The organism is Acidovorax sp. GW458-11-26-14-TSB4 (genome assembly GCF_059423865.1).
Window position 1 is genome coordinate 95,152 of record NZ_JBWKYR010000015.1, and the last position, 15,556, is coordinate 110,707.

The 15,556-nt window shown below is 66.9% G+C and carries 12 protein-coding genes; 7 read left to right on the forward strand and 5 right to left on the reverse strand.

Going from position 1 to position 15,556, the window contains the following annotated elements; translation table 11 throughout:
* Window positions 1–18: 18 nt before the first annotated feature.
* From AC07X5_RS24415 to AC07X5_RS24425, 3 genes are all read right to left on the reverse strand, one after another.
* A complete protein-coding gene (locus AC07X5_RS24415) occupies window positions 19–480 on the reverse strand; it encodes a nuclear transport factor 2 family protein (RefSeq protein ID WP_494772222.1) in 462 nt (153 codons plus the stop codon).
* A gap of 141 nt (window positions 481–621) precedes the next feature.
* Window positions 622–1,533: a 5-dehydro-4-deoxyglucarate dehydratase gene (gene kdgD / locus AC07X5_RS24420; protein ID WP_494772223.1), complete on the reverse strand. Its 912-nt coding sequence runs from the start codon at window positions 1,531–1,533 to the stop codon at window positions 622–624.
* Between the two features lie 40 nt (window positions 1,534–1,573).
* On the reverse strand, window positions 1,574–2,551 hold the full coding sequence (locus AC07X5_RS24425; RefSeq protein WP_409962228.1) for a Bug family tripartite tricarboxylate transporter substrate binding protein: 978 nt from the start codon (window positions 2,549–2,551) through the stop codon (window positions 1,574–1,576).
* A 379-nt stretch (window positions 2,552–2,930) separates the two neighbouring features.
* Here AC07X5_RS24425 and AC07X5_RS24430 point away from each other — a divergent pair, with 379 nt between their 5' ends.
* Together AC07X5_RS24430 and AC07X5_RS24435 are read left to right on the forward strand one after the other, a co-directional pair.
* Window positions 2,931–4,016 carry a lactonase family protein gene (locus AC07X5_RS24430; RefSeq protein WP_494772224.1) on the forward strand — a complete coding sequence of 362 codons (1,086 nt, stop codon included), beginning with the start codon at window positions 2,931–2,933 and terminating at the stop codon, window positions 4,014–4,016.
* 28 nt (window positions 4,017–4,044) lie between these two features.
* Window positions 4,045–5,037, forward strand: a complete 993-nt coding sequence (locus tag AC07X5_RS24435) for a Bug family tripartite tricarboxylate transporter substrate binding protein (protein ID WP_494772225.1) — start codon at window positions 4,045–4,047, stop codon at window positions 5,035–5,037.
* 21 nt (window positions 5,038–5,058) lie between these two features.
* Here the strand turns inward: AC07X5_RS24435 and AC07X5_RS24440 are convergent, their stop codons facing one another.
* Window positions 5,059–5,406, reverse strand: a complete 348-nt coding sequence (locus tag AC07X5_RS24440) for a helix-turn-helix domain-containing protein (protein WP_409962234.1) — start codon at window positions 5,404–5,406, stop codon at window positions 5,059–5,061.
* A gap of 46 nt (window positions 5,407–5,452) precedes the next feature.
* Window positions 5,453–5,953, reverse strand: a complete 501-nt coding sequence (locus AC07X5_RS24445; protein WP_494772226.1) for a rod shape-determining protein — start codon at window positions 5,951–5,953, stop codon at window positions 5,453–5,455.
* Between the two features lie 165 nt (window positions 5,954–6,118).
* Here AC07X5_RS24445 and AC07X5_RS24450 point away from each other — a divergent pair, with 165 nt between their 5' ends.
* The 5 genes from AC07X5_RS24450 (at window position 6,119) to infB (ending at window position 15,543) form a co-directional block, all read left to right on the forward strand.
* Window positions 6,119–6,505, forward strand: a complete 387-nt coding sequence (locus AC07X5_RS24450) for a thioredoxin family protein (protein ID WP_494772227.1) — start codon at window positions 6,119–6,121, stop codon at window positions 6,503–6,505.
* A 120-nt stretch (window positions 6,506–6,625) separates the two neighbouring features.
* Window positions 6,626–10,201, forward strand: a complete 3,576-nt coding sequence (locus AC07X5_RS24455) for a DEAD/DEAH box helicase (RefSeq protein ID WP_494772228.1) — start codon at window positions 6,626–6,628, stop codon at window positions 10,199–10,201.
* Between the two features lie 262 nt (window positions 10,202–10,463).
* Entirely contained in the window at window positions 10,464–11,060 is a 597-nt protein-coding gene (gene rimP / locus AC07X5_RS24460; RefSeq protein WP_494772229.1) for a ribosome maturation factor RimP, read from the forward strand.
* A gap of 88 nt (window positions 11,061–11,148) precedes the next feature.
* A complete protein-coding gene (nusA, locus tag AC07X5_RS24465; protein ID WP_494772230.1) occupies window positions 11,149–12,636 on the forward strand; it encodes a transcription termination factor NusA in 1,488 nt (495 codons plus the stop codon).
* A gap of 24 nt (window positions 12,637–12,660) precedes the next feature.
* On the forward strand, window positions 12,661–15,543 hold the full coding sequence (gene infB / locus AC07X5_RS24470) for a translation initiation factor IF-2 (RefSeq protein WP_494772231.1): 2,883 nt from the start codon (window positions 12,661–12,663) through the stop codon (window positions 15,541–15,543).
* The last annotated feature ends 13 nt before the right edge of the window (window positions 15,544–15,556 follow it).

A 15,556-nucleotide genomic window follows, 5' to 3' on the forward strand; every position in this document is an offset into this window, starting at 1 on the left:
GAAAGGCGGGCTGCAATCTTACGTCGCGACGCGCACGGCCTGGCGGGCCAGCAGTTTCCAGCTGCCGCCTTGCTGTTGCCATACACCCAGGATCTTGATCTGCACCTTGCCGGGCTTGCCCGAGTCGTTGGTGTCGGCCGTGAGCGTATGGCGCACGATGGCCGTGTTGCCCACCACCTTGATGGTCTGGTCGGTGATGGCGATGGTCACGAAGTCGGACTTGCCGGCGAGCAGGTCGCCGATGAAGCTGTCCTTGGTGTCCACCCGGCCGCCCGAGTGGCCATAGCTCAGGTCGTCGGCCACCAGGGGCGCGAGGGCCGCCTGTGTCGGGTCGATCATGGCCACGCGCAAGCGTTCGGCGGCTGCGGCCACAGCCTGCTCGGCCGAGGCCGACGAACCGGAGGCTGTGCTGCTGGCGCAACCGGCCAGGGCTGCGATGACCACGGCGGTGGCAGTGGCCAGAACGATCTTCTTGAACATGCTGTCTGTCTCCATTGTTGTGTTTGATAGGATGGGCGTGCCGCGTCTACACCAGGCGCCCGTGCACGGCCGGGCGCCTGGAGATCAAAAATGGAAAAGGAAAAAAAGGGCCTGGGGAGTGATCCAGGCCCTTGCGTGGGCTTACTGCGGGCCGAGCTTGTCGATCAGCGCCTTGAGCTGCTCCATCTCGGCGGGCTTGAGGTCCGTCAGCGGCGCGCGCACCGGCCCCGCACCATGGCCCACCAGCTTGGCGCCGGCCTTAATGATGCTCACCCCATAGCCTTCCACCTTGTTGCGGATATCGAGGTAGGGCATGAAGAAGTCCTTGAGCAGCCGGTGCTGCGTGGCCATGTCATCGGCCGCCACCGCCTTGTAGAACTCCATCGCCGTCTTGGGTATGAAGTTGAACACCGCCGACGAGTACACCGGCGTGCCCAGGGCCTTGTACGCCGCGGCATACACCTCGGCCGTGGGCAGTCCACCCAGGTACGAGAAGCGATCACCCATCTTCATGAAGATCGAGGACATGGTCTCGATGTTGCCCACACCGTCCTTGAAACCGATCAGGTTGGGGCAGCGCTCGGCCAGGATGGCCAGGGAATTGGCCGTGAGCTTGGTGCGGTCGCGGTTGTAGACGATGACACCGAACTTCACGCTGTTGCAGACCGCCGCCACATGCTCGATCAGGCCTTCCTGGCCGGCTTCGGTCAGGTAATGGGGCAAGAGCAGGATGCCATGGGCACCCAGGCGCTCGGCCTCCTGGGCATGGGCGATGGCCGTGCGCGTGGGGCCACCAGCGCCGGCAATGATGGGCACCTTGCCGCGGCAGGTGTCCACCGCGGTCTTGATGACCTCACCGTACTCGGGGCCCGAGAGCGAGAAGTACTCACCCGTGCCGCCAGCGGCGAACAGGGCGCTGGCGCCATAGGGGGCCAGCCATTCGAGGCGGGCCGCATAGCCCTTGGCGTTGAAGTTGCCCTGCTCGTCGAAGTCGGTGACGGGGAAGGACAGCAGGCCGGAGCCCATGATGGATTTGAGGTCTTGCGGGGTCATGGTGTTAGCGGGGCGGTGATGTGGAAAAAGAGGCGGGTGCTCAGTCGAGCTTGATGTTGGCGGCCTTCACCACCGAGGCCCAGCGCGCACGCTCCTTGGCGAAGAACTGGTCCTGTTCGGTGGGGGTCATGGTCACCACCTCGGCGCCCTGGCCGGCCAGGCGCGAGCGGATGTCGGGCGAGCGGATGGCGGTGATCAGCGCCTTGTTCAGCCGCTGCACCACGGCGTCGGGCGTACCGCGTGGCAGCAGGATGCCTTGCCAGGTGCCAGACTCGTAGCCGGGCACGCCTTGCTCGGCGATCGTGGGCACGTCGCCGATCAGCGGCATGCGCGTGGATTTGGACACGCCCAGCACCTTGAGCTTGCCGTTCTGCACCTGGGGCAGGGTGGCCAGCATGCCGTTCATCAGCACCTGGGTCTGGCCGGCCACGGTGTCCTGGATGGCGGTGACGCCTCCCTTGTAGGGGATGTACTGCCAGCGCGCGCCGCTGGCACGCTCCAGTGCCACACCGGCCAGGTGCGGTGCGCTGCCGGTGGCGGTGACGGCGAAGTTCAGCTCGGCGGTCTTGGACAGCGCCACCAGTTCCTTGAGGTTGTTGGCCTTGACCGAAGGGTGCACCACCAGCAGGTGGGGCGAGTAGGCCAGCATGGTCACGCCGCGCAGGTCCTTGGAAGGGTCGAACGAGAGCTTGGTGTAGACCGAGGGGCTGATGGCCAGCGCGCCCACGTCGCACAGCAGCATGGTGTAGCCGTCCGGGTCGGCCTTCGCCACGAAGTCTGCGCCCAGGTTGCCGTTGGCACCGGGCTTGTTCTCCACGATCACGGGCTGCTTGAGGGCTTCCGACAGCGACTGGCTGATGGAGCGCGCGATGATGTCCGAGCTGCCGCCGGGCGGGTAGGGCACGACCAGCTTGAGGGTCTTGGTGGGCTGCCACTCGGCGGCGGTCTGTGCAGCGGCGGTGGTGGCGGCGAGGGCGGCGGTGCACGCCAGGATGGCGTTGCGGCGGGTCACAGTCATGGTGCGTGTCTCCTGTTTCAAACTTTGTTGCCAGTCATCGTACAACTAAGATTGCAAAATGACAATGGGTTTTCACGCAAAGAATCGGACCGCAAGCCCGTTTTGAAATCTCTTTCCCTGGTAGCCAGGCTTCTGTGGAGGCTGCGTTTAAGGGTTTTTACCGATCTCTCAGTCCTGATTCTCCAATGGAAATAGGGGCGAATCCTTCCTCCAGGGAGGGAGTGGGCGTTCAAACCCAGGCCACTTCCGGGTTCGGGTTATCCCCTTGGCGCAGGTCGCTGCTTGCATAGCACAATCGATCATGTTGTACGACAACATATGACAATTGTCTGCCTTGGGCCTGCGCAGCAGGTGGCATGCGAACCGAAGGAGAAGAGAGATGGGTCGTTTTTTCCGTGTCCGCAGCCTGGCGCTGCACCTGGCTGCCAGCATGGCATGTACCGCGGCGAGCGCCGCGACCTGGGTCTATGTGTCCAATGCCGACAGCCAGGATGTGTCGGTGCTCGAACTGGACCGCGGTGCGGGCACGCTCAAACCGGTGGAGACCGTGCCCCTGGCCGGCATGGCCATGCCGATGGCGGTGAGCCCGGACAAGCGCGTGCTCTATGTGGCCCTGCGCTCCCAGCCGTTCCGGGTGGTGAGCCTGGCCATCGACCCCGCCAGCGGCAAGCTGCGCAAGCTGGGCGAGGCGCCGCTGGCCGACAGCATGGCCAACATCGACACCGATGCCACGGGCCGCTGGCTGTTTGCCGCCTCCTACCCGGGCCACAAGATCACGGTCAACAGCATCGGCAAGGACGGGGTGGTGGGTGCCGTGCAGCAACTGATCCCCACGGCGCCCAACGCGCATGCCATCCATGCCGACGCCGCCAACCGCCATGTGTTCGCCACCAGCCTGGGGGGCGACAACCTCTCGGCCTGGCGCTTCGATGCCGAAACCGGCCGTCTCACGGCCCACGAGCCGGCCATCACCAGTGTGGCGCCCGAGAAGTCCGGCCCGCGCCACTTCGTCTGGGACCGTGCGCAGCGCTACATGTACTTGGTCAACGAACTCGATGCCGCTGTGCATGTGATGGCCTACGACGCCGCGCGCGGTACGCTGCGGTCCGTGCAGCGCACCACGGCGCTGCCCGCCGGCTTTGCCGGCAAGCCCTGGGCGGCCGACCTGCACCTCTCGCCCGATGGCCGCACGCTGTATGCGTCCGAGCGCACCTCGAGCACCCTCAGCACCTTCCGTGTCGATGCCGCCACCGGCCAGTTGCAGCCCCTGGGCCAGGTGCCCACCGAAAAGTCGCCGCGCGGCTTTGCGGTCGATTCCTCGGGGCGCTTCCTGATCGCAGCGGGGCAGGAGTCGCACAGCCTTTCCGTGCACCCCATCGATCCGGCCACTGGCATCCCGGGCACGCCCACCCGCGTGCCGGCCGGCAAGAACCCCAACTGGATCGAGATCGTCGATTTCCCCTGAGCACCCTTTCCATTCGGAGACATACCCCATGCAACGCAGAACCCTCTTCCGCACGGCCACCCTGGCCGCTGCCTGTGCCCTTGCCGGCCTGCCGGCCGCTGCCCAGGGCAGCTGGCCCACAGGCAAGCCCATCAGCTATGTCGTGCCCTTCGCCGCAGGTGGCACCACCGACACCCTGGGCCGCATGATCGGCCAGCAACTCGGCACAGCGCTTGGCACCACCGTGGTGGCGGAGAACAAGGCTGGCGCTGCGGGCAGCGTAGGGTCCGAGGTGGTGGCGCGCGCGCCAGCCGACGGCTACACCCTGCTGGGCGGCACGGTGAGCTCGCACGCGATCAACGCCAGCCTCTACCCCAAGCTCGGTTACGACGCCCTCAAGTCCTTCAGCCCGGTCACCCTGATCGGCACCAACCCCGTGGTGCTGGTGGTGGCTGCCAACAGCCCCTACAAGACGCTCAAGGACGTGCTGGCGGCCGCCAAGACCAAGGAGGGCGGCCTGTCCTCCGCATCCGCCGGCACGGGCAGCTCGCAGCACCTGGCGGTGGAGTTGCTGGGCTTCAAGTCGGGTGTGAAATTCACCCACATTCCCTACAAGGGCAGCGGCCCTGCCATCCAGGATGTGATTGGCGGCCAGGTGGACATGATGTTCGACACCACCGTGGTGGCGGCACCGCATGTGCAAAGCGGCAAGCTGCGCGCCATCGCCGTCACCTCGCCCAGGCGCCTGGCGTCCATGCCCGATGTGCCCACGGTGGCCGAGTCGGGCGTCAAGGGCCTGGAAGACTTCCAGGTCCAGTCGTGGCAGGCCATTTTCGCACCGGCCGGCACGCCGGCGCCGGTGGTGGGCCGGCTGCACGACGAGATCCGCAAGATCCTGGCGCAGCCCGAGATGCAAAAGCGCCTGGCGGGCTTCGGCATGGAGCCGGCCGACCTCGGCGTGGCGCAGATCGCGGCCTTTCAGAAGGCCGAGGTCGACAAATGGGCCCAGGTCATCAAGGCCGCGAACATCAAGGTGGACTGAGCGGCCGGCAGGTCCCGGCGGCTATTCGGGGGAGATGGTTTCCTCGCCCTGCGCTGTGGACCCCAGCACCGCATCGGGCGCCGGGCCTTCGTCCGGCTTGCGCTGCAGCACGAAATCCGGGTGCTGGCCCGTGAGCAAGAGGAACATGGCGAACACGGGGCCCTGCATGCTGCGCTCGTCGCTCGTGCTCTCCAGGGCCTGCCAGGTGCGCGACTGCAGGCCGCCGCGGCTGCCGGTCTGCAGCGGGTAGCCCATCAATTCAGCGGCCTGGGCCTGGCTCAGGCCCGCTGCCGTGCGCGCGGCCTTGAGCTGCTCGCCGCTGGGCACGGGCATCTGCAGTGCAATGGTGTCGGGCTTGGTGGTGCTCATGGGTGGGCCTTGTCGTCCATGGTGATGCGGGTGGAGCGGGTGCAGCTCATGCTTGCAGCACCTGCCCGGTGGCGGGGAAGTTCCCCGAACGCAGGTCCTCGTCGCTGAGCGGCGCGCCGTGCCACAGGGCGACCTTGCTGGCGCCGCTGCCCATGCCCAGCTCGCGCAGCGCGCGCAGCTCGACCTGGGTGTAGCCGCCCGCAGGATCGCTGGGCGGATGCAGCACGAGGTGCGGGGAGGGGCCGAGGCCCCAGGTGCTGCCGCCGCTTCGCAGCACATGCTGCACGGCGTAGCGCAGCAGTTGCTCGGCCAGCGTGTAGTCCGAGACGATGCTGCGCGGGTGGTCCAGGGGGTTCACCAGGCGCGCGCCCGTCTGGGCGGCTGCCTGCCTGGCGCTGTCGCCCACGGCCAGGATGGTGGGCTTGGGTTCCTGCTGAATGGCCAGCTCCGGCGCACCGCTCCAGGTTCCGCCGGTCCTGGCGTTGCGCACGTCCAGGCGGTGGGGAGACAGTTGCGCGTACAGAATCGGGATCAGTGACTTGAGCATGGCGTGGTCGAAAGCCTGTGCTACAGCGTAGCACGCAGGCTGCTTGTCCCCGCGCTTGCCTGGGCATCCGGGGGGGGGCATGCCAGCAGCCTGGGGACAGCCGTTGTAAAGTGCCGGGCCTGAAGGAAGGCCCAAACAGGTTCCCAACCCACGAGGATTGCACAGATGAACACCCCGGTCGCCTTGTCCCATGCCAACCCTGCTGCCACGGGCAGCGGGTGGTGGGCCGTGTGCCTGTGCGCCAACTGGTGCGGCACCTGCCGCGATTACCGGGCCATCTTCGATGCCCTGGCCCAGGCGCACCCTGGCGTGCGCTTTGAGTGGGTGGACATTGAGGACGAATCCGAATTGGCGGGCGACCTGGACGTGGAGACCTTTCCCACCCTGCTGATCGCCGATGGCGCGAGCGCGCGCTTCCTGGGCCCCCTGTTGCCCCAGGCGCCCGTGCTGGCGAGGTTGCTCGCCAGCCTGCAGGCGGGGCAGGGCGGGCAGGGGGTGGGGGCCGATGCGCAGGAGGTGTTTGCGCGCGTGCGCGCTGCGCGCGGAGGCTGAGCGGCTGGCCCGTGGGAGCATTCATGGGCCAGGAGGGGGCGTTGCCTGCTATTTTTTGAATAGCATTTGTGCAGTACCATGGCCTGCGGGTCTTTGCCGCGTCGTGTATTGAATTTTTCCATGTCCCTGGAGTTCTGGTTCGAGCCTGAATCACTGCGTGCGCTGTGCGATGACGGCGTGTGGGCGCGGGGGACTGCGCTGTTCAAGGCGCGGGCCGTGCGGCGCCTGGCCATCAGCGCCGAGGGCGATCACTGGCTGCTCAAGGGCGATGTGCAAGGCAGCCAGCTGGCTCCTTATCAATTGTCCGTGTCGATGGCCTTGATGCCCGATGGCGCGGTGGACTACTGGCGCAGCCAGTGCAGTTGCCCCGTGGGCCTGCAGTGCAAGCACGGGGTGGCGCTCATGCACCAGGCGGCGCGCCAGGGGCCGAGCGAGGTGGACCGGATCAGGGGCCTGGTGATGGCACCGGCCGGGGCAGGCCGCCCGCCCCATCGCGGCGACGCGCAGCAGCGCATGGCCGAGGTGCACCGCCTTGAGGCGGAGGCGCGCCTCATGAACTGGCTGCTGGCGCTGGACAGGGCGGCCGGCCTGGCCGATGCCGATGCGCCCGCAGGTGCCGACCGCCCGGAACAGTATGTCTACCTGCTGTCCGTGGTGGGGGCGCCGCGAACCGCGCCCCTGCTGCAGCTGGAGGCCGTGGTTTCCTACCCCAAGGTGACGGGTGGCTGGGCCAAGCCCAAACAGGTGCGCACCCAGCCGGGCAAGGGGCAGGCGGTGTTCGACCGCGCCAGCGATACCGACCGGCAGGTCCTGCAATTGCTGCGCGCACTGCCGCGCCAGCACAACTACTACTCCGCCGGCAGCGGCGCGCCCTGTGCCGTGCTGGAGGGGCAGATCGGTTTGTTGGCCATGGAGCAGGCCGCCAGCACCGGGCGCCTGTTTGCCGATGCGGGCGGTTCCACCGTGGGCGAGCCCCTGCGCTGGGGTGGGCCGCAGCCCATCGACTGGGCCTGGCAGGCCGTTTCGGGCGGTGCGGCGGCGGCCCTGGCGCAGGACGGCAGCTGGGCGCTGCAGGCGCGCCTGCCCGAAGCCGGCGCCCTGCTGTGCCACAACAGCCCGCCGATGTACCTGGATGCTGCGGCCGGACTGTGCGGCCCGGCGCACGCGCCGGGCCTGGAGTCCGCACAGCTGGAGGTGCTGCTGCATGCGCCCCCGCTCAGCGCCGCCGCGCTGCAAAAGCACCAGGCCGACGTGGCCCGCCGCCTGGGAGCGCTGCCCTTGCCGCCGGTGCTGCAGGGGCTGACCCGGCTCGATGGCGTGGCCCCGGTGGCGCGCCTGCATCTGGCGCTGACCCCCGCCGCGGGCGTGGCCTACATGGGGCTCATCACGGCGCAATTGCGGTTTGACTACCAGGGCCATGCGGGCTGGTGGGCGGGGCAGCCCTTGGGGGTGCTGGTGGATGGGCTGGACGGCGAGGGCGGCAAGGTGCTGCTGCAGCGCGATGGCCGCGCCGAACTCGACGCTGTCTCCCGCCTCATGGACCTGGGCTTGCTGGGCATCGATGAGGGACTTTTCGGCATTCCCGGTGAGCGCCCGCAGGACGCCTGGATGCGCTGGGCCGACGGGGACTTTGCCGTGCTGCGCAATGCCGGCTTTGTGCTCACCATGGCGCCCGGGCTGGACCGCTGGATCACGCATGCCCACGCCGTCCATGTGCACCTGGGTCCCCAGGGGGCGGAGGATGAAGGTGGGCATGGCACGTTCGGGCTGGAGGATGAAGACCATGGGGCCGGCCTGTCCGCCCGGACGGCGGATGGTGGCGGCGGCGGCGAGTTCGGCCCGTCCCCGTGGTTCGAGCTGTCGCTGGGCATCGAGATCGATGGCCAGCGCCACAACATCCTGCCCTGGCTGCCCGACCTGATTGCAGCGGCCGCTGCGGCGCCGCCCGACCCCGCCGAACCTGGCGGCGCTGCCAGCCAGGGCCTGAGGGCGCCGGTGCTGCCGCCGTACCTGTACCTTCCGGCGCCCGGCGGCCATGGCTTCGTGCGCCTGCCGACCGATACCCTGAAGCCCTGGCTGGCGGCCCTGCTGGACCTGGTGGGTGACCGCGCGCACGACTTCTCGGGCGATAGCCTGCGCCTGTCGCGCCTGGAGGCGCTGCGCGCCAGCGCTTCGCTGGGCGATGGCGTGGTGTGGGAGGGCGCGGCCAGCCTGCAGGCCCTGGTGCGGCAACTGCAGGGGCAAGGGCAATTGCCCGAGGTGCCGGTGCCCGCTGGCGTGCATGCGCAGCTGCGGCCGTACCAGCAGCAGGGGCTCAACTGGCTGCAGTTTTTGCGCGCCAACGGTCTGGCGGGCGTGCTGGCCGACGACATGGGCCTGGGCAAGACGCTGCAGACGCTGGCGCACATCCAGGTCGAAAAGGACGCCGGGCGCCTGGTGCAGCCGGCGCTCATCGTGGCGCCCGTGAGCCTGATGGGCAACTGGGAGCGCGAGGCCGCGCGCTTCACCCCCGGCCTGCGCAGTGTGGTGCTGCATGGCAAGGAGCGCCATGCCCTGGCCGAATCCATGGCCGAGCACGACCTGGTGATCGCCCCCTATTCGCTGCTGCAGCGCGACCGCGAGCGCTGGCTGGAAGCGCGCTGGCACATGGTGGTGCTCGACGAGGCGCAGAACATCAAGAACGCCACCACCAACGCCGCCCAGGTGGTGGCGCAGCTGCAGGCCAACCACCGGCTGTGCCTGTCGGGTACGCCCATGGAAAACCACCTGGGCGAGGTCTGGAGCCTGTTCCACTTCCTCATGCCGGGCTTTCTGGGCAGCCAGCAGCGCTTTCGCGACCTGTTCCGCACGCCCATCGAGCGCCAGGGCAACACCGAGCGCTTGGCGCAGTTGCGCGCGCGCATCACCCCCTTCATGCTGCGCCGGGCCAAGTCGGTGGTGGCGCACGAGCTGCCGCCCAAGATCGAGACCGTGATGCCCGTGGACCTCTCGGGCGGCCAGGCCGACCTGTACGAGACCATCCGCCTGGGCATGGAAAAGACAGTGCGCGAAGCGCTGCAGGCCAGGGGCCTGGCACGCTCGCAGATCACCATCCTCGACGCCTTGCTCAAGCTGCGCCAGGTGTGCTGTGACCCGCAGCTCGTGCCGCTGGAGGCGGCGCGCAAGGTGCATACCTCGGCCAAGCTCGCGCAACTGATGGAAATGCTGCCCGAGATGCTGGCCGAGGGCCGGCGCATCCTGCTGTTCTCGCAGTTCACGAGCATGCTGTCGCTGATCGAGGCCGAATTGGCGAAACACGGTCTGTCCTGGGTCAAGCTCACCGGCCAGAGCCAGAAGCGCGATGCCATCATCGAGCGTTTCACCAGCGGCGAGGTGCCGCTGTTCCTGATCAGCCTGAAGGCCGGCGGGGTGGGGCTGAACCTGCCCCAGGCCGATACCGTGATCCACTACGACCCCTGGTGGAACCCTGCCGTCGAAGCCCAGGCCACCGACCGCGCCCATCGCATCGGCCAGACGCAGAGCGTCTGGGTGGTCAAGCTGGTGGCGCGCGGCACCATCGAAGAGCGCATCCTGGCCCTGCAGGAGAAAAAGGCCCAGTTGGCCGAAAATCTCTACCAGGGCGCGGCCGGGCGCAAGCAGCCGCTGTTCACCGAAAGCGACCTCGCCGAGCTGCTGCAGCCGCTATCACTCTCGTAGCGGCAGGGGGCTCGTGCCATTTGCGCAACGGCGTTTTGGGGCGCAAAGCCCCGCCGGGCCTTGGTTTGGCGCGAAGCAGGCGGCTGCGCGCAGAGAAAGACCCTGCGCAACTTGGCAAATCAATGCGTTCCGGGCTACAATACGGTTCTCACGACCAAACGGGCGGGTACCAACCGCCCGTTTTTTTTGGCCGTTTGCTTTTGGAGCTCGAAGCCTCTGGGGGTTATCGGGTTTTTTGTTTTTCCGGGATTGAATAGAACACGTGGCACTGCAGCAAGTCGTTGAACAAACCGTGATTGGCCTGGGGTATGACCTGGTGGAGATCGAGCGCTCCGCCGGTGGTCTGCTGCGCATCACCATCGACTTGCCCTGGGTTCAGCCTGCTGAGGACGCGCCTGCGCCGGCCGTCGAGCAGTACGTCACGGTCGAAGATTGCGAAAAGGTCACCCGCCAGCTGCAGTTCGCGCTGGAGGTCGACGGCGTCGAGTACAAGCGCCTGGAAGTGTCTTCTCCCGGAATCGACCGACCCTTGCGCCACGAGCAGGACTTCGTGCGTTTCGAAGGCTCGGTCATCGATCTCACATTGAAGGCGCCCATCGGCGCAGCAGGCGCGGGGCAGGTCAACGCCACGCGCAAGAAATTTCGCGGCACGCTGGAGCGGGCCGAGGCAGGGGGCTGGCAGATCGTCTGGAGCGACGAGCCACCTGCCAAGCCGGGTCAAAGAGTCAGCAAGAAGCGCGTGCCCGCCCCGTTGCAGGCGCTGGGCTTCACCCTGGAAGAACTGCGGGATGTCCGTCTGGCGCCCATTGTCGATTTCAAGGGGCGCGGCAACAACAAGGCAGGGGCCGAGCCCGCCTGAGCCGCAAGCAGGCTGCTGAATGAATTGGGCAGATGGCCGCCGTGTGCAGCCTTTGCCTGTCGGGTGATTGAACTAGGAGAGTCGTGGCATGAATCGCGAATTGTTGATGTTGGTTGAGGCCATTTCGCGCGAAAAGAACGTGGAGCTGGACGTGGTGCTGGGTGCGGTGGAGTCCGCCCTGGCCCAGGCCACCAAGAAGCTGTACCAGGGCGAGGTGGATATCCGTGTGTCCGTCGATCGCGACAGCGGCAACTATGAGACTTTCCGCCGCTGGCTGGTAGTGCCTGATGACGCAGGCCTGCAGAACCCCGACGCCGAAGAGCTGCTGATGGATGCCAAGGACCGCATCCCCGACATCGAAGTCGGCGAGTACATCGAAGAGGGCGTCGAGTCCGTGCCCATCGGTCGCATCGGCGCCATGGCCGCCAAGCAGGTCATCCTGCAGAAGATCCGCGACGCGGAGCGCGAAATGCTGCTCAACGACTTCATGTCGCGCGGCGAGAAGATCTTCACCGGCACCGTCAAGCGCATGGACAAGGGCGACATCATCGTCGAGTCCGGTCGCGTGGAAGGCCGCCTGCGCCGCAGCGAGATGATCTCCAAGGAAAACCTGCGCAGCGGCGACCGCGTGCGCGCCATGATCATGGAAGTGGACCTGACGCTGCGCGGCGCGCCCATCATCCTGTCGCGTTCGGCCCCTGAGTTCATGATCGAGCTGTTCCGCCAGGAAGTGCCCGAGATCGAGCAGGGCCTGCTGGAGATCAAGAGCTGCGCCCGTGACTCCGGCTCGCGCGCCAAGATCGCCGTGCTCAGCCACGACAAGCGCGTGGACCCCATCGGCACCTGCGTCGGGGTGCGTGGCACCCGCGTGAATGCGGTGACCAACGAGCTCGCCGGCGAGCGCGTGGACATCGTGCTGTGGTCCGAAGACCCCGCCCAGTTCGTGATCGGTGCGCTGGCCCCGGCCAACGTCTCTTCCATCGTGGTGGATGAGGAAAAGCACGCCATGGACGTGGTGGTGGATGAGGAGAACCTCGCCATCGCCATCGGCCGCGGCGGCCAGAACGTGCGCCTGGCGTCCGACCTGACCGGCTGGAAGATCAACATCATGGACGCCGCCGAATCGGCGCAGAAGCAGGCCAACGAGTCCGACACGGCCCGCAAGCTGTTCATGGAAAAGCTCGATGTGGACGAGGAAATCGCCGACATCCTGATCTCCGAAGGTTTCGCCAGCCTGGAAGAGGTGGCCTATGTGCCGCTGCAGGAAATGCTGGAGATCGAAAGCTTCGACGAAGACACCGTCACCGAGCTGCGTGCCCGTGCCAAGGACGCGCTGCTCACCATGGAAATCGCCCGCGAGGAAAGCGTCGAAGAGGTCTCCCAGGACCTGCGCGACCTCGAAGGCCTCACCCCCGAGCTGATTGCCAAGTTGGCCGAAGGCGGTGTGCATACCCGTGACGACCTGGCCGACCTGGCCATTGATGAGCTGACCGACCTGACCGGACAGTCCGCAGACGACGCCAAGGCCTTGATCATGAAGGCGCGCGAACATTGGTTCGCGGGGCAGCAAGAGTAAGGGTCAGGGAGGCACGAACCACATATGTCCAGTAACACTGTCGCCGAGTTCGCCAGCGAACTCAAGAAATCACCTGAAACCCTGCTCGACCAGCTCAAGGCTGCCGGCGTGGGCAAGGCCGCTCCATCGGACGCGTTGACCGAGTCCGATAAGCAAAAACTGCTCGTGTACCTGCAAAACAGCCACGGCACGGTGGCCGCCGACCGCAAGAAGATCACGCTGACCAAGAAGTCCACCAGCGAGATCAAGCAGGCCGACGCCACGGGCAAGGCGCGCACCATCCAGGTGGAAGTGCGCAAGAAGCGCACCTTCATCAAGCGCGATGACGGCGTCGAGGGCTCGCCTGAGTCCGAAGACACCGCCGTGGTCGAGGAAGCCGCCGTCTCCAGCGAAGACCTCGAACTGTCGCGCCGCGAGGAAGAAGCGCGCCGCCAGGCCGAGCTGATCCGCCGCCAGGAGGCCGAGCTCGCCGAAAAGCGTGCCGAGCGCGAAGCGCGCGAGAAGCGCGAACGCGAGGCCGAAGAGCGCGCTGCCGCTTACGCCGCTCAGGAAGCCGAGAAAAAGGCCCAGGCCTCTGCCGTCAAGCAGGAAGCCACGCGTGAGCAGGCGGCTGAAGCCGCCGCGCGCGCCGCTGCCCAGACCGAAGCCCGTGAAAAGGCGGCGGCCGAGTCCAAGGCCCGTTCCGACGAGGAAGTGGCCCGCGCGGCCGACCTCGACGCGCGCCGCCGCAAGGCCGAAGCCGAGGCTGCCGCGATCCGCTCCATGATGGCCACGCCCAAGAAGGCGGTCATGGTGGCCAAGAAGCCCGAAGAGCCCAAGCCTGTGGCCAAGCCCGCAGCCGCTGGCGACGCCAAGAAGGGCACGCTGCACAAGCCCGCCGTGGGTACGGGCACGGGTGCCTCTGCACGTGCAGGCGCGCCTGCTGCCGCCCCTGCGGGTGGTGCCGCCGGTGCCGGCAAGGAAGTGAAGTCGGCCAAGCTGTCCTCCAGCTGGGCAGGCGACACCGCCAAGAAAAAGGAAATCAAGACCCGCGGCGACAGCAGCGGCGGTGTCGGCCGCAACAACTGGCGCGGAGGCCCGCGTGGCCGCCGTGGCAATGACCGCGACCACCGTGACGACATGCACCAGCAATCCGCTCCGGTGGAGGCGCGCATTCTCGAAGTGCACGTGCCCGAAACCATCACGGTGGCCGAGCTCGCGCACAAGATGTCGATCAAGGCCAACGAAGTCATCAAGGCCCTGATGAAGATGGGCCAGATGGTCACCATCAACCAGCCGCTGGACCAGGACACCGCCATGATCATGGTGGAAGAAATGGGCCACAAGGCCGTGGTGGCTGCGCTGGACGATCCGGAAGCCTTCACCGATGAAGATTCGGGCCAGAAGGACGCCGAGCTGCTGCCACGCGCACCCGTGGTCACCGTCATGGGCCACGTGGACCATGGCAAGACCTCGCTGCTGGACTACATCCGCCGCGCCAAGGTGGCTGCGGGCGAAGCCGGCGGCATCACCCAGCACATCGGTGCCTACCACGTGGAAACGCCGCGCGGCATGGTGTCGTTCCTCGACACCCCCGGTCACGAGGCCTTCACGGCCATGCGTGCCCGCGGTGCCCAGGCCACCGACATCGTCATCCTGGTGGTGGCGGCCGACGACGGCGTCATGCCCCAGACCAAGGAAGCCATCAAGCACGCCAAGGCCGCCAAGGTGCCGATCGTTGTGGCCATCACCAAGGCCGACAAGCCCGACGCCAACCCCGACCGCGTGAAGCAGGAGCTGGTGGTCGAGGAAGTGGTGCCCGAAGAGTACGGTGGTGACTCGCCATTCGTGGCCGTGTCGTCCAAGACCGGCATGGGCATCGACGACCTGCTCGAGCAGGTGCTGCTGCAGGCCGAAGTGCTGGAACTCAAGGCTCCGGTGGAATCCCTGGCCAAGGGCCTGGTGATCGAAGCCCAGCTGGACAAGGGCCGCGGCCCTGTGGCCACGGTGCTGGTGCAGTCCGGTACGCTCAAGGTGGGCGACGTGGTGCTGGCCGGCCAGACCTCGGGCCGCGTGCGCGCCATGCTCGACGAAAACGGCAAGCCGGCCAAGACGGCCGGTCCGTCGATCCCGGTGGAAATCCAGGGTCTGTCCGACGTGCCGCAGGCCGGTGACGAGTTCATGGTGCTCTCCGATGAGCGCCGTGCACGCGAAATCGCAACCTACCGTGCTGGCAAGTTCCGCAACACCAAGCTGGCCAAGCAACAGGCCGCCAAGCTGGAGAACGTGTTCTCCGAGATGACCGCGGGCGAGGTGCAGACCCTGCCCATCATCATCAAGGCGGACGTGCAGGGCTCGCAGGAAGCGCTGGCAGCCTCGCTGCTCAAGCTCTCCACCGAGGAGATCCGCGTGCAGCTGGTGTATGCCGGCGTGGGCGGCATCAGCGAATCGGACGTCAACCTGGCGATCGCCTCCAAGGCCATCGTCATCGGCTTCAACGTGCGCGCCGATGCCGGTGCACGCAAGCTGGCCGAGTCGAGCGATGTGACATTGCACTACTACAACATCATCTACGACGCCGTGGATGAGTTGAAGGCGGCCATGTCCGGCATGCTGGCGCCCGAGCAGCGCGAAGAGGCCATCGGTACGGCCGAGATCCGTACCGTGTTCGTGGCTTCCAAGATCGGTACGGTGGCGGGTTCGTACGTCACCTCCGGCCAGGTCACGCGCAACTGCAAGTTCCGCCTGCTGCGCGACAACGTGGTCATCTACACCGGCGAGGTCGAGTCCGTGCGCCGCCTCAAGGACGATGTGCGCGAAGTCAAGGAAGGCTTCGAGTGCGGTATCAAGCTGCGCAACTACAACGACATCAAGGAAGGCGATCAACTCGAGTTCTTTGAAATCAAGGAAATCGCACGGACGCTGTAAGAAGCGGACACGA

Coding starts and splice junctions, on each gene's coding strand:
- AC07X5_RS24415 (WP_494772222.1), bottom strand. CDS start 480: ATGTTCAAGAAGATCGTTCTGGCCACTGCCACCGCCGTGGTCATCGCA.
- kdgD (WP_494772223.1), bottom strand. CDS start 1,533: ATGACCCCGCAAGACCTCAAATCCATCATGGGCTCCGGCCTGCTGTCC.
- AC07X5_RS24425 (WP_409962228.1), bottom strand. CDS start 2,551: ATGACTGTGACCCGCCGCAACGCCATCCTGGCGTGCACCGCCGCCCTC.
- AC07X5_RS24430 (WP_494772224.1), top strand. CDS start 2,931: ATGGGTCGTTTTTTCCGTGTCCGCAGCCTGGCGCTGCACCTGGCTGCC.
- AC07X5_RS24435 (WP_494772225.1), top strand. CDS start 4,045: ATGCAACGCAGAACCCTCTTCCGCACGGCCACCCTGGCCGCTGCCTGT.
- AC07X5_RS24440 (WP_409962234.1), bottom strand. CDS start 5,406: ATGAGCACCACCAAGCCCGACACCATTGCACTGCAGATGCCCGTGCCC.
- AC07X5_RS24445 (WP_494772226.1), bottom strand. CDS start 5,953: ATGCTCAAGTCACTGATCCCGATTCTGTACGCGCAACTGTCTCCCCAC.
- AC07X5_RS24450 (WP_494772227.1), top strand. CDS start 6,119: ATGAACACCCCGGTCGCCTTGTCCCATGCCAACCCTGCTGCCACGGGC.
- AC07X5_RS24455 (WP_494772228.1), top strand. CDS start 6,626: ATGTCCCTGGAGTTCTGGTTCGAGCCTGAATCACTGCGTGCGCTGTGC.
- nusA (WP_494772230.1), top strand. CDS start 11,149: ATGAATCGCGAATTGTTGATGTTGGTTGAGGCCATTTCGCGCGAAAAG.
- infB (WP_494772231.1), top strand. CDS start 12,661: ATGTCCAGTAACACTGTCGCCGAGTTCGCCAGCGAACTCAAGAAATCA.